Annotated in this window: 15 protein-coding genes and 2 pseudogenes; 8 read left to right on the top strand and 9 right to left on the bottom strand. The window is 70.9% G+C overall.

Annotated elements, in window-relative coordinates:
• The first annotated feature begins 197 nt into the window (after nucleotides 1-197).
• The 6 genes from AB0D93_RS27845 (at nucleotide 198) to AB0D93_RS27820 (ending at nucleotide 7,503) form a co-directional block, all read left to right on the top strand.
• A complete protein-coding gene (locus tag AB0D93_RS27845; RefSeq protein ID WP_362124609.1) occupies nucleotides 198-1,460 on the top strand; it encodes an extracellular solute-binding protein in 1,263 nt (420 codons plus the stop codon).
• Nucleotides 1,461-1,469: 9 nt separating this feature from the next.
• Nucleotides 1,470-2,402, top strand: coding sequence for a sugar ABC transporter permease (locus tag AB0D93_RS27840; protein ID WP_362124606.1), 933 nt, complete (start codon nucleotides 1,470-1,472; stop codon nucleotides 2,400-2,402).
• Nucleotides 2,402-3,220, top strand: coding sequence for a carbohydrate ABC transporter permease (locus AB0D93_RS27835; protein ID WP_362124603.1), 819 nt, complete (start codon nucleotides 2,402-2,404; stop codon nucleotides 3,218-3,220). Before AB0D93_RS27840 ends, AB0D93_RS27835 begins: the two co-directional genes overlap by 1 nt.
• A 95-nt stretch (nucleotides 3,221-3,315) precedes the next feature.
• On the top strand, nucleotides 3,316-5,589 hold the full coding sequence (locus AB0D93_RS27830) for a glycoside hydrolase family 3 N-terminal domain-containing protein (protein ID WP_362124696.1): 2,274 nt from the start codon (nucleotides 3,316-3,318) through the stop codon (nucleotides 5,587-5,589).
• Nucleotides 5,561-5,992 (top strand): acetylxylan esterase, encoded by a 432-nt coding sequence (locus AB0D93_RS27825; protein ID WP_362124693.1) that lies wholly within the window; start codon nucleotides 5,561-5,563, stop codon nucleotides 5,990-5,992. The genes AB0D93_RS27830 and AB0D93_RS27825 overlap by 29 nt, the downstream gene beginning before the upstream one ends.
• Complete coding sequence (locus AB0D93_RS27820; protein ID WP_362124600.1) at nucleotides 5,968-7,503, top strand: glycoside hydrolase family 43 protein; 1,536 nt, start codon at nucleotides 5,968-5,970, stop codon at nucleotides 7,501-7,503. Before AB0D93_RS27825 ends, AB0D93_RS27820 begins: the two co-directional genes overlap by 25 nt.
• Nucleotides 7,504-7,791: 288 nt before the next feature.
• Here the strand turns inward: AB0D93_RS27820 and AB0D93_RS27815 are convergent, their stop codons facing one another.
• Together AB0D93_RS27815 and AB0D93_RS27810 are read right to left on the bottom strand one after the other, a co-directional pair.
• On the bottom strand, nucleotides 7,792-9,066 hold the full coding sequence (locus tag AB0D93_RS27815; protein ID WP_362124597.1) for a glycoside hydrolase family 6 protein: 1,275 nt from the start codon (nucleotides 9,064-9,066) through the stop codon (nucleotides 7,792-7,794).
• Between the two features lie 164 nt (nucleotides 9,067-9,230).
• Nucleotides 9,231-10,196: a glycoside hydrolase family 6 protein gene (locus AB0D93_RS27810; protein ID WP_362124594.1), complete on the bottom strand. Its 966-nt coding sequence runs from the start codon at nucleotides 10,194-10,196 to the stop codon at nucleotides 9,231-9,233.
• Between the two features lie 315 nt (nucleotides 10,197-10,511).
• Here AB0D93_RS27810 and AB0D93_RS27805 point away from each other — a divergent pair.
• Nucleotides 10,512-10,694: pseudogene (locus AB0D93_RS27805) on the top strand (LacI family DNA-binding transcriptional regulator); the annotation flags it as partial.
• 32 nt (nucleotides 10,695-10,726) lie between these two features.
• Here the strand turns inward: AB0D93_RS27805 and AB0D93_RS27800 are convergent.
• The 7 genes and pseudogenes from AB0D93_RS27800 to AB0D93_RS27770 all read right to left on the bottom strand — a co-directional run.
• On the bottom strand, nucleotides 10,727-11,410 hold the full coding sequence (locus tag AB0D93_RS27800; protein WP_362124591.1) for a helix-turn-helix domain-containing protein: 684 nt from the start codon (nucleotides 11,408-11,410) through the stop codon (nucleotides 10,727-10,729).
• 41 nt (nucleotides 11,411-11,451) lie between these two features.
• Nucleotides 11,452-13,155 carry an allophanate hydrolase gene (locus AB0D93_RS27795; protein ID WP_362124690.1) on the bottom strand — a complete coding sequence of 568 codons (1,704 nt, stop codon included), beginning with the start codon at nucleotides 13,153-13,155 and terminating at the stop codon, nucleotides 11,452-11,454.
• Nucleotides 13,156-13,160: 5 nt separating this feature from the next.
• On the bottom strand, nucleotides 13,161-16,754 hold the full coding sequence (gene uca, locus AB0D93_RS27790) for an urea carboxylase (RefSeq protein WP_362124588.1): 3,594 nt from the start codon (nucleotides 16,752-16,754) through the stop codon (nucleotides 13,161-13,163).
• Nucleotides 16,751-17,551 (bottom strand): urea amidolyase associated protein UAAP2, encoded by an 801-nt coding sequence (locus AB0D93_RS27785; RefSeq protein WP_362124584.1) that lies wholly within the window; start codon nucleotides 17,549-17,551, stop codon nucleotides 16,751-16,753. Before AB0D93_RS27785 ends, uca begins: the two co-directional genes overlap by 4 nt.
• Before the next feature lies 1 nt (nucleotide 17,552).
• A complete protein-coding gene (locus AB0D93_RS27780) occupies nucleotides 17,553-18,464 on the bottom strand; it encodes an urea amidolyase associated protein UAAP1 (RefSeq protein WP_362124581.1) in 912 nt (303 codons plus the stop codon).
• A 62-nt stretch (nucleotides 18,465-18,526) separates the two neighbouring features.
• A complete protein-coding gene (locus tag AB0D93_RS27775; protein WP_362124578.1) occupies nucleotides 18,527-20,131 on the bottom strand; it encodes an amino acid permease in 1,605 nt (534 codons plus the stop codon).
• A 148-nt stretch (nucleotides 20,132-20,279) separates the two neighbouring features.
• Nucleotides 20,280-20,468, bottom strand: a pseudogene (locus tag AB0D93_RS27770) (IS5/IS1182 family transposase); the annotation flags it as partial.
• Nucleotides 20,469-20,546: 78 nt separating this feature from the next.
• On the opposite strand from AB0D93_RS27770, the gene AB0D93_RS27765 reads away from it, so the two are divergent.
• Entirely contained in the window at nucleotides 20,547-21,311 is a 765-nt protein-coding gene (locus AB0D93_RS27765; protein WP_362124575.1) for a MerR family transcriptional regulator, read from the top strand.
• Nucleotides 21,312-21,375 lie beyond the last annotated feature (64 nt).

Below are 21,375 nucleotides of genomic sequence, written 5' to 3'. Positions count from 1 at the left end.
GCCGATAGTAGCTGGTCAGGGCGGAGCCGGTACGTCCGTATCGAGATGAACCCGCCAAATCCTTGACGGCGGTCGATGTGACGCCTAGGTTTCCCGCATCATTCGGCAATCTCTTCGAAACTATCGATGGACGGCGAGCCATGGGTTCTCTTCGCGTGACCGGTCACAACGGTGCAGTCAGGAACAGATTCGCCGCAGTGGCGGCAACGACCGTGCTGGTGCTCGGTCTGACCGCCGCGTGCGGGTCCAGCGGCGACTCCAACTCCGGGACGATCCATGTCCTCGTCTACGGGGACGCCGCGAACAAGGTCGAGAAGCAGATGGTCGACACGTTCAACAAGACCTCGAAGGTCAAGGCGGTGCTGGACACCGTCCCGGGCGCCGACTACCAGCAAAAGCTCAACACGATCATCAACACCCCGCAGGCCCCGGACATCTTCTTCAACTGGGGCGGCGGCAGCATCGCGCCCTTCGCCAAGAAGAACCTCCTGCTTCCCCTGGACGACATGATCGTCAAGGACCCGGGGCTCAAGTCCAACTTCCTCCCCTCGGTGTTCAACACCGCGGTGGTCGACGGCAAGTCCTACGGTGTCCCGATGCGCGGCACGCAGCCCGTGCTGCTCTTCAACAACAAGAAGGTCCTGGCGAGCGCCGGCCTGAGCGTCCCGCGGACCTGGGACGACCTGATCAACGCCGTCAAGGTGCTCAAGGCCAAGGGCCTGACCCCGATCGCGCTCGGCGGCGGCGACCAGTGGCCCACCCTCATGTGGTTCGAGTACGTCTTCGACCGGGTCGCCGGACCGGACCTCTTCCAGAAGGCGCTCGCGGGTGACAAGAGCGCGTGGGCCGGCCCGGACAGCCGGAAGGCCCTGGGCATGCTGAAGCAGCTGGTCGACGCCGGCGCATTCGGCAGCAACTTCGACTCGGTGAAGTTCACCGACGGCGGGTCCCCGGCGCTGCTGGCCAAGGGCAAGGCCGCCTTCGAGCTGATGGGCTCCTGGGAGTACTCCACCCAGCAGTCCAACAATCCCGACTTCGCCAAGAACGACCTCGGCTACAGCGCCTTCCCGACCGTCAGCGGCGGCAAGGGCGACCCGAACGACGTCGTCGGCAACACCAACAACTTCTACTCCGTCCTGAAGAAGACCCGACACCCCGACACCGTGGCGGCCTTCCTCAAGCTCATGTACTCCGACGAGTTCGTGAAGGCCCAGCTCGGCATCGGCAACCTGCCGACCACCACCAACACCGCCAAGTTCCTGTCCACCTCGGCCAGTCCTGACTACTCGCAGTTCCAGTTCAACCTGGTCAAGGCGGCGCCGTCGTTCCAGCTGTCCTGGGACCAGGCCTACCCGCCGGCGGCGGCCACGCCGCTCCACACGGCCATTCAGAAGTTCTTCGACGGCAAGACCGACGCCAACGGCTTCATCCGGGCGATGCAGTCGCTGTCCAACTCCTGAGTAGGACCGATGACCTCACTTTCTCTCGCAGCCGTGTCCGGCCGCCGCCTCAAGGCGCGCCAGTCCGGCGTCGGGGTGACCCGCCCGGGTTTCGCCTGGGCGGTACCCGCGACCGTCTTCTTCCTGTTGTTCGCGATCCTCCCGCTGGTGCTGGTCGCGGTGCTGTCCTTCACCAGCTGGGACGGCGTCGCCTCGCCGCACTTCAACGGGCTGGCGAACTGGACCAAGCTGATCCACGACCCGGTGATGACCCAGAGCATCTGGCTCACCGTCGTGCTCACCGCGCTCGGGGTCGTGACGCAGACACCCATCAGCATCCTGCTGGGCGTCTGGGCGGCCGGACCCCAGCGCAACCGGGCCGTGCTGTCCGCGATCTTCTTCCTCCCCCTGCTGCTCTCGGCGACCGCGGTCTCGGTGCTGTGGCGCGCCTTGCTCGACCCCAACTTCGGTATCCCGGGCCAGCTCCCCTGGCTTTTCGGCAACGGCAACCTGCTCGGCAGTCAGGCCGGTTCGATCGCGGTGCTGACCTTCGTCGGAATGTGGCAGTTCACCCCCCTGCACGCGCTGCTCTACCAGGGCGGCGCCCGCGCGGTTCCGCAGGTGCTCTACCAGGCCGCGGCGATCGACGGGGCCGGCACCGTGCGGCAGTTCTTCCACATCACCCTGCCGCAACTGCGCAACACCATGATCACCTCGGTGATCCTCATGGTCGTCGGTGGGCTCACCACCTTCGACACGGTGCTGATCCTCACTCAGGGCGGCCCCGGCACGGACACCACGGTCAGCGCCTACTACATGTACGAACAGGGCTTCAAGGAATACGACTTCGGCGCCGGCTCGGCCATCGCGCTGGTCCTGGTCGTGGTCGCCACCCTCATCTCCCTGGCCGTGGTCCGGCTCTCCGGCTACGACAAGATGCGCAGCACGGCGGAGGGGATCTGATGCGGCAGCGCCCCAACTACCTTGCCGGACTGGGCTCCCTGATATGGCTCGCTCTGGTCGGCCTGCCGCTCTACGTGCTGCTGATCGCGACCCTGCGCACCACCTCCAACTACTCCACCCAGGGCCCGCTGAGCTTTCCGTCCCAACTGACCCTGAGCAACTACTTCAACGCGTTCTCCAACGGCTTCGGGCAAGACTTCCTCAACACCCTGATCGTCACCGCCAGCGTCGTCGGCATCGTGCTGGTGGTGGTGCCGCCGCTCGCCTACGCCATCGTGCGCGCCCAGGGCCGCACCATCACCGTCGTGTTCCGGGTCTTCCTGCTGGGACTCGCGGTCCCCGCGCAGGCGGTGATCGTGCCGATGTTCTACGTGATCAGCCAGGCCGGGTTCTATGACCACCTGATCGGCGTCATCCTGCCCACCGCCGCGTTCTCGCTGCCGGTATGCACCTTGGTGTTGACCGGGGCGATGCGCGACATCACCCCCGACCTGTACGAAGCCATGGCGATGGACGGAGCGTCCCCGCTGCGGGTCTTCAGGCAACTGGTCCTGCCCCTGTCGAAAGGCGGGCTCTCCTCCATCGTCGTCTTCTCGGCCCTGCAGGCCTGGAACGGCTTCCTCTTCCCGCTGATCCTGACCCAGTCGGACTCGACCAAGGTGATCACCCTCGGTCTGTACAACTTCCAGACCGAACACGGCGTCGACGTCCCCGGACTGCTCAGCGCCGTGGTGCTGTCCATTCTCCCCATCTTCACCGTCTACCTGTTCGCCCGCCGCGCCCTGGTCCAGGGGCTCATGGGGGTCGGAGGAAAGTGACCGGCGACATGAACCCCACCGTCGAGTCCGCCACCACTGTGTGGCGGGACGTCTCGCTCGACCCCGCGATCAGGGCCGACGCCCTGATCGCGGCGATGACCCTGCGGGAGAAGACAGCGCAGCTGGTCGGCGTCTGGGTGGGCGCCTCCGACGAGGGCGGCGAGGTCGCCCCGCATCAGCACGAGATGGAGGAACCGCCGGACCTGGACGAGCTGCTGCCGCACGGTCTGGGCCAGCTGACCCGGCCCTTCGGTACCGTTCCCGTGGACGCCGCCGTCGGCGCGCTGTCGCTCGCCCGCTCCCAGCAACGCATCGTCGCCGCCAACCGCTTCGGCATACCCGCGATCGCCCACGAGGAGTGCCTGGCCGGGTTCGCGGCCTGGGGGGCGACCGCCTACCCGGTTCCGCTGTCCTGGGGAGCGACCTTCAACCCCGAGCTGGTGCGCACCATGGCCACCGCCATCGGGACCGACATGCGCGCCGTCGGCGTCCACCAGGGCCTCGCCCCCGTGCTCGACGTGGTGCGCGACGCCCGCTGGGGCCGCGTCGAGGAGACCATCGGCGAGGACCCGTACCTGGTCGGCACCATCGCCACCGCCTACGTGCAGGGCCTGGAGTCCGCCGGGATCGTCGCCACGCTCAAGCACTTCGCCGGCTACTCCGCCTCGCGGGCCGGCCGCAACCTCGCACCGGTCTCCATGGGCGCCCGCGAGCGTGCCGACGTCATCCTCCCCCCGTTCGAGATGGCGCTACGCGAGGGCCGACCGCGCTCGGTCATGCACGCCTACACGGACACCGACGGCATCCCCTCGGCCGCCGACCAGGAACTGCTCACCGGTCTGCTCCGGGACACCTGGGGCTTCGACGGGACGGTGGTGGCGGACTACTTCGGCATCGCCTTCCTCAAGCTCCTGCACGGCGTCGCCGGAAGCTGGGACGAGGCGGCCGGACTCGCCCTCGCCAGCGGCGTCGACGTCGAGCTGCCGACCGTCAAGACATTCGGACAGCCGCTGCTCGACGCGGTCGAGGCCGGTACCGTCCCTGAGGAACTGATCGATCGCGCCCTGCGCCGGGTCCTCGTCCAGAAGGCACAGCTCGGCCTGCTCGATCCTGACTGGAACCCGCTTCCGCAGGCGCTCTCCGGAGCGAATCCGACCGTTCCCGAGGCGCTGCGCGGCAGCGTCGACCTCGACCCCCCGGCCAACCGGCTGCTGGCGCGTGAGGTGGCGGAGCAGGCCGTCGTGCTGCTGCGCAACGACGGGACGCTGCCGCTCGGCCGCCCCCGCCGGATCGCGCTGATCGGCCCCAACGCCGACACCCCGACGGCCGTGCTGGGCTGCTACTCCTTCCCCGTGCACGTCGGCTCGCAACACCCCGAGGTCCCGACCGGCATCGCACTGCCCACGCTCCGCGAGACCTTGGCGGCCGAGTTCCCTGACGCCGAGATCTTCTCCGCACCCGGTGCGACGGTCGACGGCGACAGCACGGCCGGCTTCGCCGAGGCGGTCGAGGCGGCCCGCATCGCCGACGTCGTGGTGCTCGCCCTCGGGGACCGCGCCGGCCTTTTCGGCCGCGGCACCAGCGGCGAGGGATGTGATGTCGAGTCGCTGCAACTGCCCGGCGTACAGGAGCAGTTGCTCGACGCCCTGCTGGACGCCGGCACGCCTGTGGTGCTCGTCATTCTGGCGGGCCGCCCTTACACACTGGGGCGCGCCGAGACGGAGGCGGTGGCGATCCTGCAGTCCTTCTTTCCCGGGGAGGCGGGCACCGAGGCGATCGCCGGCGTACTCAGCGGGCGGGTGAACCCCTCCGGACGGTTGCCCGTGAGTGTGCCGCGGCACAAGGGTGTCCAGCCCTCCACCTACCTGGCCGCCCGGCTGGCCCAGGACAGCGACGTGTCCAGCACCCATACCAGCGCGGCCTACGGGTTCGGCCACGGGCTCGGCTACACGGAATTCGAGTGGTCCGCGCTCGACGTCGGCGTCGCGGAGACCGGCACCGACGGCAGCTTCCGGATCGCCTTCGAGGTCCGCAACACCGGCGAACGCTCCGGCTGCGAGGTGGTGCAGTTCTACCTGCACGACCCGGTGGCCTCCGTGGTCCAGCCGGTGCAGCGCCTCGTCGGCTACCGGCGCCTCCCGCTCGAACCCGGGGAAGTCTGCCGGGTCCTTCTGGAACTGCCCGCGGAACTGGCCTCCTTCACCGGCCGCTCAGGCCGTCGCATCGTCGAACCCGGCGAGCTGGAGCTGCGGATCTCCGCCAGCAGCACCGACCACCGCATCACGGTCCCGCTGCACCTGACCGGCCCGGTCCGGGAGGTCGACCACACCCGCAGGCTGCATCCCGTCGTCACCGTCGAGCCCCGCTGACGCAACGGGAGCCCGCGCGTGGACACGGACCTGCCCGAGGCTCAGCTGCGGCGCTCCCACAACAGCCAGGCGGACGGGACGACTTCGACGCCTGCTGGGAGGACACACTCACCGAGGCCCATTCGTACGGCGGCGAGGTCCGGCTGACACCGGTCAGCCGGACCTCGCGGACACCTTCGACGTCACCTTCCCAGGCTTCGGCGGGGAGCCGGTCAAGGCGTGGCTGCGCCTGCCGGGGACGGCGACCGAACCGCTTCCGGCCGTCGTGCAGTGCGTCGCATGCGGCGGCGGACTCACCCCGGTGAACCTGCGACCAGCAGTCACGGCACCTCCTGGACTCGCTCCACGGCGCCAGGCGGCCAGAAAGGAACACCTTCTGTGCATACGTACCACAACCCTGTGATCAGCGGCTTCCACCCCGATCCGAGCGTGTGCCGGGTCGGTGACGACTACTACCTGGTGTGCTCCAGCTTCGAGTACTTCCCCGGGCTGCCGCTCTTCCACAGCAAGGACCTCGTCCACTGGGAGCACATCGGCAACGTGCTCGACCGGCCGGAGCAACTGCCGCTGCCCCTCCCCGGTGCCAAGGCGTCCGGCGGCCTCTACGCCCCCACGATCCGCCACCACCACGGCCGTTACTGGGTCATCAGCACCAATACCGACGGCGGCGGCAACTTCGTCGTCTCCGCCGAGCGGCCCGAGGGGCCGTGGAGCGACCCGGTGTGGATCGACCTGACCGGGATCGACCCCGATCTGGCCTGGGAGGAGGACGGCACCTGCTGGTGCGCCTTCTCCGGGCCCGAAGGTGGCATCAACATGGCCAGGATCGACCCGGTCAAGGGGGAGGTGCTGGAGGGGCCCTTCGCCACGTGGTCCGGCAGCGGCCTCAAGTACCCCGAGGCGCCGCACCTCTACCGCATCGGCGCCTGGTGGTACCTGCTGATCGCGGAAGGCGGCACCGAACGTGGCCACAGCGTGTCCATCGCCCGCGGCCGCTCGCCGCGCGGACCCTGGGAAGGCGCACCCGTCAACCCTCTGCTGTCCCACAGCGGTACTGGCCGCTCCATCCAGAACACCGGCCACGCCGACCTGGTGGAGGCCACCGACGGCAGTTGGTGGATGGTGCTGCTCGGCGTCCGGCCCCGCGGCTTCACACCCGACGTGCACGTGCTCGGCCGCGAGACGTTCCTGACGCCCGTGGAGTGGGACCAGAACGGCTGGCCCGTCGTCGCGCCCGTTCCCGAGAGTCACGCGGCCCCGGGCGGTGTCTGGCACCCCGTTCCGCCCCTGCCCGCCCGCGACGACTTCGACGAGTCCGCTCTCGCGCCGCACTGGGTCTCGCCGTTCACCCGCCCTGAGGGCTCCTGGTCACTCACCGAGCGCCCTGGCTGGCTGAGCCTCAGCGCCACCGGCGCCACGCTCGACCGCCCCGGGTACACCTTCGTCGGCCGCCGCCAGCAGCACCACGACTGCCGCGTCACCGCTGCGATCGACCCGGGGTCGGGACGCGGCGGCCTCTGCGTGCGCCTGGACGAAGCCCACCACTACGAACTGGAGGTCGGGAACGGAGAGGCCGGCGTCGTCGCCCGGATCGGTCCGCTGCGCCAGACCGTGGCCAGCCGACCGGTCCCGTCCGGGCCGCTGACCCTCACCGTCGCGATCCGCACGTCCGACCTTGTGCCCGCGTCGCCCGAACTCACCGATGGCGGGACCACCGGCCCTGACACCGTCGCCTTCTGGCTCGGTGATCCCGACGCCCCGGACGCCCAGCCACTCGTCGAACTGGACGGGCGCTACCTGTCCACCGAGGTAGCCTGCGGCTTCACCGGCCGCGTTATCGGCATGTACGCCACCGAGGGCGCGGTCGCCTTCGACTGGTTCGAATACACCCCGGCCCCGGTGCCCTTTGCTTGACGCTCGGCCTTCGGCCGCGTGCGACAGGCCGTGCCGGGTGAGGATGCGTTTCAGGTGGAGGCGGGCAGGCCCAGGATCGTCCGGTACGTGCCGGGCCCAGCTTGCGGTCCTGCCGCAGCCTCGCTTGTTGATCAGGAAGCGGCCGTAGACCGCCGGCGCCCGGCCGCACCGACCCAGGTGCCGGGCGCGGTTGAACCGGCCCGAGGGCGCCGGTGACGACGCCCCCGCGCTCGTCGATGTGAGCCTGGGGCATGCAGTCGTGGTCCGCGACGGAGGTGTCCGACCTGTTCAGCGGTTGAACGTCAGGCGCGGTACCGCATTGCGGGCCAACGTGTGGGCCTGGTCGGGCCACCACGTGCCGGCGGGCGGGTCGGCGATGCCGTATTCGGGGTCGATCGTGCCGCCGGTGTTGCGGGTGCAGCTGCCGTCGGATTCACCGGGGGTCTTGATCCACAGGTAGGCGTCGACGAGCGGGACGCCGGTGTCGGCGGTCGGGCGTGGGCCGAGACCGCGCCCGGGCGCGTTGCACCAGGTCTCCGGGTCTCCGCTGTACTTGCCCGGCGGTGGGGTCCAGGCGCCCCGGCCGTTGCGGCTGGTGTCGATCACGAAGTGGTGCAGCTCGTCGGTCGGCGGGGTGCCCACGTTCTGGTCGAACCAGGCGTCGGTCCACCGCCACGTGGTGGGGTCAGTGGGGGAGACGGCGTCGCCGGGTGCGCCGTCGTTGGGGGCGGCGGACGAGTAGTACTGGCTGGCACACCAGTCGGTGTGGCCGCGCGCCTGCTCGGGGCCTTCGGTGGCGTACCAGACGCACTTGGCGATCCAGGTGCCGTATCTGGCGTTGTGCTCGGTGGGGTGGTTGTTGGACACGTTCAGGGCGAAGCCGTCGCTGTGCTGGACCCCGGCGTCCAGCAGTCGATGGGCGATGTCTCCGACGGCCCGCCACTGTACGTTGCCGGCGTCCAGGTAGACCGCGGTGCGGGGGCGGGCCTTCAGGGTTTTCACGGCGTATGCGAGGTCGGCGATGCGGGCAGCCGTGAGATCGCCGGTCGGGTCGGTGGTGGGCCCGGAGTCACTGGGAAGGTTGGCCAGGCCGTCGGGTTCGACGACGACCACCGCTTTGGCGTCGCCGATGCCTGCGGTGAAGGCGTCGATCCACTGGCGGTAGGCGGCGGAGGATGCGGCTCCACCGCTGGAGTACTGCGAGCAGTCCCGGCCGGGTATGTCGTAGGCGACCAGGACGGGGGTCCGGTCGACGGCCCGGGCCCGGCGGACTAGCCTGTTCACCTTGACGCGCACCTCGTCGGGCGTGCCCTCGGTGAACCATTCGGCCTGCGGCCAGCTCGCGAGTGCGGCCATGTTCGCGGCGTCCTCGATGTCGCCCTTCCCGAAGTCGACGAGGGCCTGCTTCGCGGCCTTGCTGTGCGGGTCGACGTAGAACTTCGTGGTCGGAGTGATGACGTCCTGCGCGGGTGTGGCCCGCGCCTGCGTCGCGGTGAGGGCGGCGCAGACGGTGAGCGCCGCGATGACGGCGGCCGCGCGGCGCCGTAGGCTGCGTGTGTGCATGGCTGCTCCTGATCGGTGGATGGATGGGGGAGCGTCTGCCACCGGGGCGGTCTGTCGACCGCCTGTGCGGTAGGCGGCGATCGTCGGACCCGGCCGGGCTGTGACGGACGGTGCTCGTGGCCCGGTGGCGGGGCAGGGGCGTACCGGGCCCACGGGCCCCGGGCTCAGTAGCCGTAGATCATCTTGTAGGCGACCTCGGGGAGGAACTGTCCGGCCGAGGAGCCGGCTCCGACGCCGCAATCGCCGTCGGACTCGCCAGGGGTCTTGATCCACAGCAGCATCTCGGCGCCTCCGCCCGTCCGCGTCGGGGTGCCGGTGCGGCGGCCCGAGGGGTTGCACCACTGGCCGTTGGAGCCGTTGCCGTTGCGGCTGGTGTCCACCACGAACGGCTTGGTGTAGCCGTAGCGGGCGCCCAGTTCGCTGTTGACGGCGTTGCCGTAGGCGATGTTCTCGGCCGTGGTGTAGTAGTTCGAGATGTTGAGCGAGAAGCCGTGGGCCTGTCGCAGGCCGGCTTCGTTCAGGCGCTGGGCCATGGTCGCCGGGCTCGCCCAGCCCGGGTTGCCGGCGTCCAGATAGACCCAGGTGTTGGGTGTCTGGCGGTTGAATTGCGTGAGGGCGCCGGTGATCATGCTCTCGCGTTCACCGATCTGAGCCCCGGTCATGCAGCCGTAGTCCGCCAGGGAGTCCGGTTCGAGCAGGACGATGGACGGACGGTCGGCGATGCCGCCGGCGAACTGGGCGATCCAGCTCGCATAGGCGGACGGCGAGGCGGCTCCGCCGGCGGAGTGTCCGCCGCAGTAGTCGCGGTTGTAGATGTTGTACGCGACGAGAATGGGCAGCTTGTGCTGGTACTCCGCCGCGCCGACGTAGGCGCCCGTGGCGGTGCCGATGGTGCCGCTCCATGAGCCGAACCAGTGGGCCATCGGGGTGTTGGCGACGGAGGAGTTGATCGCCAGCGCCCGGCCGTCGCCGGGGTTGGCGGCCACCCACCGCTTCGCGCTGGAGTCAGGGTCCACGTAGAACCCGTTGGTCATGGTGGTCGGGTCGGCGGCGTGGGCGGACGGTGCGGCAGCGAGTGCCAGCGGCAGGGCGACGAACGCTGCCACGAGGCCGCGGAGTCTGCGGCGCATGACTGTACCTCGGTTTCCTGGCAGGGACGCGCCGCATGTTCTCGTCCCAAGGATGCGACGCGCTGAGGAAGTGCGGTGGTACGGCGTACGATGTGGGAGCGCTCCCAATGGAAGCGCTCCCTGTAGCGCTGGGAACGTTTTGGGGTGTGGCCGGTATCGTGTTGTGCCCTGATGAAGCTGTCAAGAGCCGCTGCGGAAGCCGCACTTCACAGGACGAGGGCAAGTCTCTACAGTTCAAAACGGGAAGCGCTTCCAGCCACACCGGGCAGGGGCGGGACGCTTTCGGCGAAGTCGGGAGGGAAAGGCTCGGAGTTCATGGCTGAGGATGTGTCACGTCGGCAGCCGACGCTCGACGAGGTGGCGGAACGCGCCGGCGTCTCCCGCTCGGTGGCCTCCCGTGTCCTCAACAACGCCCCGCACGTCAGCCGCGCCAAACGAGAGGCGGTCGAGCGGGCCGTCCGGCAACTCGGCTACGTGCCCGATCCGACCGCACGCGCGCCGGCCAAGACACCACCTCGGTGGGCCGCCGGTCAGTCCAGGCTGCTCAGCAGCCTTCGGCCCTCTTCCCGGGCGGCGGCCACCGCCGGCTCCCCGAGCCCGCACAGGCGCAGGCACGACGACGCGATGGCCTCCGTGTCAGCCGCGTCCGGCGCACGGGAGCGCCGTATCTGGATGACGACCTCCACCAGCTGGATCAGCAGTTCGCCGAGCCGCTCGGCGGGCAGGCCGCGCGCGACGTCCTCGGTCGCCGCCAGGGCGCCCAGCGTGCCGTAGCTCGACTGCAGACGGCCCCGCTCGGCCCGGAAGGCGTCGAACCGCTCGGCCCGCACTTCCGGCAGCAGATAGAGCGTGCCGATGTTGTACGGGGTGCGGGAGAGGGTGCGTACGTCCATGGCGGCCACGGCGTAGAGTGCGGCGGCCGCGTCCGCACGCTCGGGCACCAGAGCCCGGATCCGGTCCACCATCTGCAGACTGGGCCGCACGGACGTCGCCAGCAGCTCGGCGAGGATCTCCTCCTTGGTGGCGAAGTGGTAGTAGAGCGAGGCCTGCCTGATGCCGACCCGCTCGGCGATCATGCGGGTGCTGGTGCTGGTGATCCCGTGGTCGACGAAGAGCGCCCCGGCGGCGTCGAGGATCTGTTCCCGGGCGGAGGTGCCGGGGTCGGACGGCGGCGTGTGCCGGGGCCTGCCTTGACGGGGACGCGTCGTCGTCATGGTCCCATCCTGCCACCGGGTGTCCGCCCCGCGGCCTCCGGTCACGCGGACGCCGTGTACGCCCGCCAGCCACCGAAGCGGGTGATGTCGGGCGCGCCCTCGACGGCGTACGGCTCGACGAGGAAGCCGGAGACCTGCCGCCCGTCGGCCAGTTCGACGGTGCCGATGGTCATCGGCGCGGGCACGGCGGCGGTGAACGCCCCGAACCCGGAAGCCGGCAGCCGCCAGATCTCGCCTTCGATTCCCATGCCCACGTCGTCGCCTGACGCCGTGGCGTGCCCCGCCCCGGCGCCGGCGTCCCGCCCGCCCTCGGTGACCCGGAGCAGGCCGGGCTTGGGCGGCTCGGTGGCCAGGGCGTACAGCCGGTAGCCGTCTGCGGTGCGGGCCGGGCCGGTCAGGGTGCCGCCGGCCTGCACCAACTGGGCATTGAGGGGCTGACCGGTGAGGTGGGCGCCGACCACGAACAGGTCGACGCCGGGGTTGGCGAACCGCTCGGCCAGCGCGGCCAGGGCGCGGTCGGAGAAGGCCGGTCCGGTGAACATCACGCCGAACGGCAGGCCGTCCACGAACCCGGCGGGAACGGCGAGCGAGGCGCAGTCGAGGAGGTTGGCGAAGTTGGTGAACCGTCCCAACCGGGCGTTGGCGCCGACCGGGTCGGCCGCCACCTCGTCGAGGGTGGGATGCCCGGTGGTGGTCGGCGTCAGGAGAGCCGTACAGCCGTCGAGCACCGCGCGTCCGGCGGCGCCGAGCGCGGCGAGCCTGGCGGCGTCGGCGGCCCAGTCGGCGGCGGTCTTCTCCCGGCCTGCCAGCACGATGGCGGCGACGGTCGGATCGATGTCCGCCCCGATCAGGTCGCGGTGCTTCTCCAGATGCGCGCCCACGGCGGCGTACCGCTCGGCGACGAACGCGCCGCCGTACAGCAGTTCCGCGGCCTGGAGCAGCGGGGTGACGTCGGTTTCGACGATCTCCGCCCCGGTGCTCGCCATGCGGGCGACGGCGGCGTCGAAGGCTTCGCGCCAGCCGTCGGCCATGCCGTTCAGATGCTCACCGGCCGGTACGGCGATCCGCGGGCGCGCGGGGGGTGGCGGAAGCTGGGTGCCGGTGCGGGAGAGCGGATCGGCCGGATCGGGGCCTTCGACGAACTCCGCAGCCGTGCGGGCGAGTTGCAGGTCGCGGGCGAAGACGGTCACGCAGTCGAGGGTGTAGCAGGCGGGGACCACCCCGGTCACGGGCACCAGGCCCTTGGTGGGCTTGACGCCGACGATCCCGTTGAGGGCGGCGGGCACCCGCCCGGAGCCGGCCGTGTCGGTGCCGAGCGCGATGTCGGCGATGCCCAGCGCCACCGCGACGGCGGATCCGGAGGACGACCCGCCCGAGATGCGGGCCGCGTCCCAGGCGTTGCGCACCGCGCCGTAGGGGCTGCGGGTGCCGACCAGGCCGGTGGCGAACTGGTCCAGGTTGGTCTTTCCGAGCACCACCGCGCCGGCCGCGCGCAGCCGTGCCACGGCGGGCGCGTCGGCCTGCGGTTCGTAGGCGTACGACGGGGCGCCCGCGGTGGTCGGGAGGCCGGCCACGTCGATGTTGTCCTTGACGGCCACCACCAGGCCGGCCAGCGGCAGCGCCGGGTCGATCCCGGCCGCCTCGGCGAGGACCTCTTCGCACGGCCTGAGGCTGATCCAGATCTCGGGCCGGCCGGCGCCCTCGATGCGGTCGTAGGCGGCCTGGACGCGGGCGGCCGGTGTCATGGCGTTCATGCCCGCACCGCCGCGAGGATCTGGCCGGGGGCGACCTGTTCACCGGGCTTGACGTAGATCTCCAGCAGTGTCCCGGCGGCGGGGGCGTTCACGGTGGACTCCATTTTCATCGCCTCCAGGGAGAGGATCGCCTCGCCGCTCGCGATGGTGGCGCCCGGCTCGGCGGCGATCTGCCAGACGGTGGCGGTGAACGGCGCGGTGACGGGGACCGCGCCGTCCGGCACGGTGACGGCAGCGGGGGCGGTGGCGGGGCCGGGATCGTCGTCGCGGTCGAACTCTCCGGCGGCTCGCCAGCGTTGCTTCTCGGCCTCGAAGGCGGTGCTCTGCCGCCGGCGGAACGCGGCGATCGAGTCGGCCTCCGCGGTCAGGAAGGCGTTGTACTCGGCGAGGGAGAAGGTGCCCTCCTCGGTCGGAAAGTCGCCGCGGCCGGCGTCGGTCTCGGCCCGCAGTTCGAGCAGTTCCTCCGCGGTGACGGGATACCACTCGATGCGGTCGAAGAAGCGCAGCGCCCACGGCGAGTCCTGGAACAGGCCGCCCTTGCGGAACCGGTTCCAGATCTGCACGGTGCGGCCGACGAACTGGTAGCCGCCGGGGCCTTCCATGCCGTAGATGCACAGGTAGGCGCCGCCGATGCCGACGGAGTTCTCCGCGGTCCAGGTGCGGGCCGGGTTGTACTTGGTGGTCACCAGGCGGTGCCGCGGGTCGAGCGGGGTGGCGACGGGGGCGCCGAGATAGACGTCACCGAGGCCGAGCACCAGGTAGGAGGCGTCGAAAACGGTGCGGTAGACGTCGTCGGCGGTCCGAAGGCCGTTGACCCGGCGGATGAACTCGATGTTCCACGGGCACCACGGGGCGTCGTCGCGCACCCCGGCCATGTACCGCTCGATGGCGAGCCGGGTCGCCGGGTCGTCCCAGCTGAGCGGCAGCCGCACCGTGCGGGAGGGGACCACCAGTTCGTCGCTGGGCGGGACTTCGTCCTCCAGCTCGCGCAGCAGGGCGGTGAGATCACGGGCCTTCAGCCGGCGGGCGTCGGTGTGGATCTGGAGGGAGCGGATGCCCGGGGTGACGTCGAGGACGCCGTCGGGCGTGTGCCCGGCGAGGGTCTCCTGCAGGGCGTGGACCCGCATCCTCAGGCCGAGGTCGAGCACCATGGGGCCGTACTCGACCAGGACGTTGTCGTCGCCGTCCCGGCGGTAGGTGACGGCGGGGCGGGCATCGGTGGCCTCCAGGCGGCCGAGTACGCCGTCGTCGCCGTCTCCGCCCGTGCTGATCAGCGTGGGGGAGGAGCGGCGGGCGTCGAGGGCGGCAGCCTCGGCTTCCCTGACCGGTACAAAGCGGACGGTGTCGCCGGGGCGCAGCTGGCCGAGTTTCCACAGTTCGCCGCTGGCGACCACCGCCGGGCAGACGAACCCGCCGAGAGACGGCCCGTCGGGGCCCAGGATGATCGGCGTGTCGCCGGTGAAGTCGAGGGCACCCACCGCGTACGGAGTGTCGTGGATGTTGGAGGGGTGCAGCCCGGCCTCACCGCCGTCCTGGCGCGCCCACCGCGGCTTGGGCCCGATCAGGCGGATGCCGGTGCGGGCCGAGTTGTGGTGGACCTTGTAGTCGGTGGCGTAGAGGGTGTCGATGTCCTCGCGGGTGAAGAACTCGGGCGCCGCGTGCGGACCTTCGGTGACACCGATCTGCCAGTGCGAGGTGATCGCCGGCCGGTGCTCGGGCGGGGTGGGGCCGCCGTCCGCGGCCGACGAAGCTCCGGGTCGCAGTACGTCTCCGGCGCGCAGCGCCCGACCGGCGTGCCCGCCGAAGCCGCCGAGGGTGAACGTGGAGGCGCTGCCCAGGTATTGGGGTACGTCGATGCCGCCCCGGACGGCCACATAGCTGCGCAGGCCCGGCCCCCGGCAGGCGCCGAGCGCCAGAGTGGCGCCGGCCGTGACCGTGACCGGCTCCCACAGGGCTACCGGGCTGCCGTCGACCGTGACCGGGAGGGGAGCGCCGGTGACGGCGACCACGGTGGCGGCCGAGAAACGCAGGCTCAGCCCGCCCGCGGTGACCTCCAGGCCAGGGGCCTGCGCCGGGTTGCCGACGGCCAGGTTGGCCTCGGCGAAGGAGACGGCGTCGAAGGGGCCGCTCGGCGGCACGCCCACGTGCCAGTGGCCGAGCCGGCCCGGAAGGTCCTGGACGGTGGTCATCGCGCCCGGCACCAGGACGTCGATGCGCGGATCGGGGTCGGCCGTGGTGGCGAGCGTGCTGGTGCTGTGCACGGCCTCGCGCACCTCGGCCCGCGAGGTCAGCTCGCGCAGCAGGCCCAGGTTGGTGACGATGCCGTCGACCCGGCTCGCGGCCAGGGCCCGGCCGAGCACGTCGAACGCGGCCTCCCGGGTGGGCCCCTTCGCGATCACCTTGGCGAGCATGGGGTCGTAGTACGGCGAGACCTCCAGACCGGTTTCGGCGAAGCCGTCGACGCGTACGCCGGGCATGGTGTCGGCGCCCTGGCCGGGGAAGACCGCCCGGGTGATCAGGCCCGGGGACGGCAGCGAGTCCTTGCCGGGGTCCTCGGCGTAGACGCGGGCCTCCACGGCATGGCCGGCGGGCGTCCACTCCCGCTCGAACACCGCGTCCTCGACCTCGCCGTCGCGGGCCAGGACGAGCATCAGTTCGACGAGGTCGACGCCGTACGCCTCCTCGGTCACCGGGTGCTCGACCTGGAGGCGGGTGTTGACCTCCAAGAAGGCGGCCTCCTCGCGCACGGGGTCGTAGACGAACTCCACGGTCCCCGCGCCCCGGTAGCCGACCGAGGCGAGCAGCCGGCGGGAGGAGTCGTGCAGCAGGGCCCGCACACGAGGAGGCAGGGCCGGGGCCGGGGCCTCCTCGATCACCTTCTGGTTGCGGCGCTGCAACGAGCAGTCCCGGTCGCCGAGGACGGCGATCCGGCCGGTGCCGTCGCCGAAGACCTGCACCTCGACATGGCGGGCGGGGCGCACGAGGCGCTCCAGGAACACCCCTGCGGATCCGAAGTTGGACTCCGCGAGCGCCGCGACGCGGGCGAAGGCCCCGCGTACCTCGTCGGCGGTGGTGCAGGCCTGCATACCGATGCCGCCGCCACCGCCGGTGGCCTTGACCATCACGGGCAGCCCGATGGAGGAGGCCGCGGTGACGGCCTCCTCGGCACTCGCGAGCAACTCCGTCCCGGCCAGCAGCGGCACTCCGGCGGCCTTGGCCAGGGCGCGCGCGGTGTGCTTCTCACCGAAGGCCGTGATCTGGTCGGCGGTCGGTCCCGCGAAACGCAGGCCGGCCTCCTCCACGGCACGGGCGAAGGCGGTGTTCTCGGAGAGGAAGCCGTAGCCGGGGTGGATGATGCCCGCGCCATGGGCGAGCGCGGCCTCGATGATCGCCTCCCCGCGCAGATACGACGCGCGGGCGGGCGCCGGACCGAGGCGGACCGCGTGATCGGCCTCGCGGACGTGCGGGGCGGCCCGGTCGGCGTCGGAGAAGACGGCGACGGTGCCCAGGCCCATCCTCCTGGCGGTGCGGATCACACGGCGGGCTATCTCACCGCGGTTGGCGACGAGAACGGCGGTGGGGCGGCTCACGCGCCCTCCTTCGCGGTGCGAGCGGCTTGCGCGGACCGTGCGTCGACGTCGGCCGGTGCCGGCTCCACGACGATCATCCGCAGCGGGGTGGGGTTGAAGTCGTTGCACGGGTTGTTCATCTGCGGGCAGTTGGACACCATCACCAGCACGTCCGTCTCGGCGCGCACCGCGACCCGGCGGCCCGGCGCCGACATGCCGTCCACGATGCCCAGCGCGCCGTCCGCCTCGACGGGCACGTTCATGAACCAGTTGAGGTTGGAGACGATGTCCCGCACACCGAGGCCACGCCGCCCGGCCTCGGCGAGGAAGTTCTCACGGCAGCCGTGCTGGAACATCACATGATGGCCGTAGCGCAGGGTGTTGGACTCCTTGCCGCACGCGCCACCGATGGTGTCCTGGCGGTCGACCTCGTTGGCGACGACGGTCATCAACGGGCGGCCCTCGCTGCTGCGCAGCACGGTGCCGGTGCGCACATAGGCGTTGCCCTGCCAGGCCAGGGTGTCGGGGACGCTGTAGCGCTCCTCGGGATCGTCGGCGTTGTAGAGCAGACAGTCGGCCGACTGGTTGCCGCCGACGTCGACGATCGTCAGGACGTGCCCCGTCCGCACCACCGCCGACCAGGGCGCGTTGGGGGCCACCGTCTCGTCCAGGACGACGGCGCCCTCGACCAGGCTCGCACCCCAGTCCAGGGGGGAGCCCTCCGCGTACACGGCGCCCACGGGGACGGTGGAGGCGACTGTGCCGCCGGCGGCGGTCGGGTGGTTGACGGGCCTGGTCTCGGTCCGCGTGCTCGCCATGTCACAGCCCCCGGGCTTCGCAGTAGTCGACGGTGTTGAGGTAGGCCCGGTGCAGTTCCGGAGTCGCCGTGAACCGCGGCTCGCCGGGGCCGGTCGGGGCACCACGCCAGGCGTGCACCCGCAGTGGGCCGACCACATAGCCGGGGCGAGGATCCAGTGGGTGGGCGACATTCGCGACCAGCACCAGCAGGGGCATCTCCGCGACGAGTTCGACATGCGTGCCCGCCCCCGCGCTGCCCTGCCAGGCCAGGGTGCCGTCCGGCTCGACGCGCACGCCCTGGAAGAAGGAGAGACTGGGCGGGAGGTCGCGTCGGCTCAGACCGTGCTTGGCGGCCGCCTTGAGGAAGAGCCCGCGGCCGGACGGCGACGGCCCCTCGGGGCGGGCGTCACCGTACTTGCGCTCGTTCCAGGCGTCGGTGGTGGTGCCGCAGAACGCGTCGTGCCGGCCGGAGGAATCACCGCTGACCACGGCCAGGACCCGGCCGTCGCCGGAGAGCAGCGGATGGTCCTGGCCCGGATACGCCTGCCACGGCACCTTCTGGGTGTCGGCGACGTTCAGCCGCTCCACCGGCTCCAGGGCGTTGAAGAGCAGCAGGTGGGCGCAGGCGTCACCGCTCGGGTCGTCGAAGCGCAGCCGCGTACCGCGGGCGAGGACCTTGTGCGTGTAGCCGCCGGGTGCCACCGTCTCCGCCCACACCAGGGCGGCCGCGTCCACACCCGGCGGGCAGTACGGGCTGTCCGACGCCGGAAGGTACGGCATCCACGTGCCGGCCCGCCCACCCTGGGCGCGGGCGTCGTCGCGGGCGCTTCGGACGCTGTCGGTCAGGTGCAGATCACGGGCGCGGGCGGGAGCCTGCCCGGTCGGGTAGCCGCCGTGCTGCGGTACTGCCGTCGAGCTCTCGGTGGTGGTCATGGATGTCCCGTCGTCCCTTCGTCGGTACGTCATCGATGCGTCCCCTCGCGTCACACGGGCCCTCAGGCGGGCTCGGCGACGGCCTGCGCGTCCAGGGGCGGCTCGGTGTGCGTGTGCGGTACGTGCCTCAGCTCGATACGGCGGTGCAGCCGGCGGGCGAGGAAGTAACCGGCACCGGCGGCGAGGCTGAGCCCGATGAACAGCGGGGCGCTCCACCGCAGCCACCACGTGCCGCCGGTGAGGTCGTAGATCTCCGCACGGGGCCAGATCAGATTGACCGTCATGCCGGCCTGGTAGAGCACGGCGAGCGTGTTGACCGCCACTCCCCACCGGCCCAGCGAGAACAGGGGCCGGCCGGTCTCGTCGACGCCCGCCGGCAGCCCGCCGCTGCCCCTTCGCCGGATCCGGGTGACCAGCAGGGGCACCGTCACGCCCAGATAGGCCAGGTACAGCAGGGCGATGCAGAGACTGGACAGGGCGGTGAAGATCGCCGACTGGCGGATGTTGACCACGAGCGCGATCGCGGCGCCGACGCCCACCACGATCGACGTCGTGATCGGCGTACCGGTGCGGGCCGACACCTTGCCGAGGCGCCGGTGGAAGGGCAGGGCGCCTTCGCGCGCCATGGAGTACATCATCCGCGCCCCGGAGGTCTGCACGGCCAGGGTGCAGGCGAACACCGCGACCGCCACGCAGCACAGCAGCAGGCGGCCCAGAACCCCGCCGAGCCGGTCGGTGAGCACCCAGGACAGACCACCGGCCGCCAGTTTTCCGTCGGTCAGGCTGCGCGCCGCCATCAGCCCCGACAGGATCAGCAACGCACCGCCGACACCCGAGGTGATCAGGGCCCGCAGGATGGTCCGGGGAGTGGTCCGGCGCGGGCTGTGGGTCTCCTCCGCCAGCTCGCCCGCCGAGTCGAAGCCGACCATCACGTACGCCGCCATCAGTGAGGACGCGAGGAAGGCGCCGAAGTAACCGCCGTGACCGGCCCAGCCGGTGGGGTGGGCCACCACCCGCGGACCCCGCTCGGGCAGGAAGAACAGGATCAGCACCAGTGCGAGCACGCCGATGATCTCGACGGTGACGCCGAAGCTGGTGGCGGCGGCCATCTGGCGGATGCCCAGGATGTTCACCACCGTGGTGATGACCAGCAGGACGCATCCCAGCAGGACCGCGTTCTGCGCGCCGGTCGGGGAGGCGACCGACGGATCGGCGCCCGGACCGCCGACGATCTGGAACCCGGACCAGATACCGGGCAGCACCGCCTGTGCCGCGATCGCGGCCGCCGCGACCGTGAGTATCTGCCCGATGATCATGATCCAGCCGACGAACCAGCCCGTCGTGGTGCCGGCCAGCCGGCTCGACCACTGGTAGATGGCCCCGGATATGGGCCAGCGCGCGGCCAGTTCGGCGAAACACAGTGCGACGAGGAGTTGGCCCGCGAAGACCAGCGGCCAGGTCCAGAGGAACGCGGCGCCGCCGAGACCGAAGCCCAGCCCGAACAGCTGGAAGACGGTGGTGAGGATCGACACGAAGGAGAACCCCGCGGCGAACGACGCGAAGCTGCCTACGCCGCGGCGGAGTTCCTGCTGGTAGCCGAAGAGGGCGTGGCCGGTCGTGCCACCGCCGACAGGGTCCTGTGCAAGGGGGAGTTCGGGCCGGCTCATCGCCGCACCTCCGATCGGTCGACAGATACCTGTCGCTTGATAGGTATTGCGATCGTCGGCCGGACCGGTCTCACACCCGAGTCCGGGGAGTTAACTTCGTGTATCCGCGGGCCCGCCGGGGAGATGACTGCGTGCCGGCATCGGACTGTTCGGCTACTTCGTGGTCGCGGGTGGGCACGAGGGTGCCGTCCACGATCAGCACGGTGTCCTTGGGGAACCGGCGCCGTGGCCGCAGAGACATCAGCGGGCCGGGGTGGTCGGTGATCCGGTCTGCCGCGGACTCCGAGATGCCGGACAGCAGGGCCAGCTGGCGCATCGTCACGTTCGAGCGTCGGTGCTTGCGCTTTCCGTTGCGGCAACTTCTACGGTCATGTGGGTGGCCGGAGAGACCGGCCCGGCGAGGGAGGCACCGGTAATGGCCTGGTCGATCGCGGAGGTGGCGCGGATGTCCAAGGTGACATCGCGGGCGCTGCGGCATTACGACGAGATCGGCCTGCTGCCGCCTGCATGGATCGGGAGCAACGGGCACCGCTACTACGAGGAGGCCGATCTGCTGCGGTTGCAGCAGATCCTGCTGATGCGGGAGCTGGGCCTGGGGCTGCGCGAGATCCAGGCGGTGCTGGACAGCCGGCTCGACCGGGTGGCCGTGCTGCGTGAGCACCACGAACGGCTGCTCGCGGAACGGGACCGGCTGGAGACGCTGGCCCGTACGGTCGGGCGCACCATCGCCGAACTGGAAGAAGGTAGGGACAACGGGAAGATGACGAAGATCAACAAGCCGGAGAACCTGTTCGAGGGATTCCAGGCGCCCTCCGAGGCCGAGGCCGAGGTGCGGGAGCGGTGGCCACAGGCGTGGGAGCAGTCCCGGCAGGCCGTCGAGGCGATGAACTCCGAGGAGATGGAGAGCTGGCAGCGTGAGGTGACGGCGCAGATGATCCGTATGGCGGAGTTCATGGTGGCCGGCACGCCGGTCTCCGACCCTGCGGTACAGGCCGAGGTGGACGCCAACTACCAGGGCATCTGCCGGTTCTGGACCCCGACCGCGGCCGCGTACAAGGGAGTGGGCCAGACCTATGTCGACGACCCGCAGATGCGGGCGAACTTCGACAAGATCGCCGAAGGTCTCGCCGTCTACCAGCGCGATGCCATGATCGTGTACGCCGATGCCCGGCTGAGCTGACCGCACGCGCCCAAGGGCCGTGCGGGGGGTCATGAGCGCAGCCAGAGGCGAATGGCTGCGACGG

The sequence above is a fragment of the Streptomyces sp. NPDC048191 genome (assembly GCF_040652655.1).
GTDB lineage: Bacteria > Actinomycetota > Actinomycetes > Streptomycetales > Streptomycetaceae > Streptomyces.
The sequence above is the reverse complement of the archived record's forward strand: the minus strand, read 5'-3'. Positions and strand labels throughout refer to the sequence as shown.

What these genes read in the sequence shown, in the direction of transcription:
- AB0D93_RS27840 (WP_362124606.1), top strand. Translation starts at nt 1,470, where the DNA reads ATGACCTCACTTTCTCTCGCAGCCGTGTCCGGCCGCCGCCTCAAGGCG.
- AB0D93_RS27835 (WP_362124603.1), top strand. Translation starts at nt 2,402, where the DNA reads ATGCGGCAGCGCCCCAACTACCTTGCCGGACTGGGCTCCCTGATATGG.
- AB0D93_RS27830 (WP_362124696.1), top strand. Translation starts at nt 3,316, where the DNA reads ATGACCCTGCGGGAGAAGACAGCGCAGCTGGTCGGCGTCTGGGTGGGC.
- AB0D93_RS27815 (WP_362124597.1), bottom strand. Translation starts at nt 9,066, where the DNA reads ATGCACACACGCAGCCTACGGCGCCGCGCGGCCGCCGTCATCGCGGCG.
- AB0D93_RS27810 (WP_362124594.1), bottom strand. Translation starts at nt 10,196, where the DNA reads ATGCGCCGCAGACTCCGCGGCCTCGTGGCAGCGTTCGTCGCCCTGCCG.
- AB0D93_RS27800 (WP_362124591.1), bottom strand. Translation starts at nt 11,410, where the DNA reads ATGACGACGACGCGTCCCCGTCAAGGCAGGCCCCGGCACACGCCGCCG.
- AB0D93_RS27795 (WP_362124690.1), bottom strand. Translation starts at nt 13,155, where the DNA reads ATGACACCGGCCGCCCGCGTCCAGGCCGCCTACGACCGCATCGAGGGC.
- AB0D93_RS27785 (WP_362124584.1), bottom strand. Translation starts at nt 17,551, where the DNA reads ATGGCGAGCACGCGGACCGAGACCAGGCCCGTCAACCACCCGACCGCC.
- AB0D93_RS27780 (WP_362124581.1), bottom strand. Translation starts at nt 18,464, where the DNA reads ATGACCACCACCGAGAGCTCGACGGCAGTACCGCAGCACGGCGGCTAC.
- AB0D93_RS27775 (WP_362124578.1), bottom strand. Translation starts at nt 20,131, where the DNA reads ATGAGCCGGCCCGAACTCCCCCTTGCACAGGACCCTGTCGGCGGTGGC.
- AB0D93_RS27765 (WP_362124575.1), top strand. Translation starts at nt 20,547, where the DNA reads ATGGCCTGGTCGATCGCGGAGGTGGCGCGGATGTCCAAGGTGACATCG.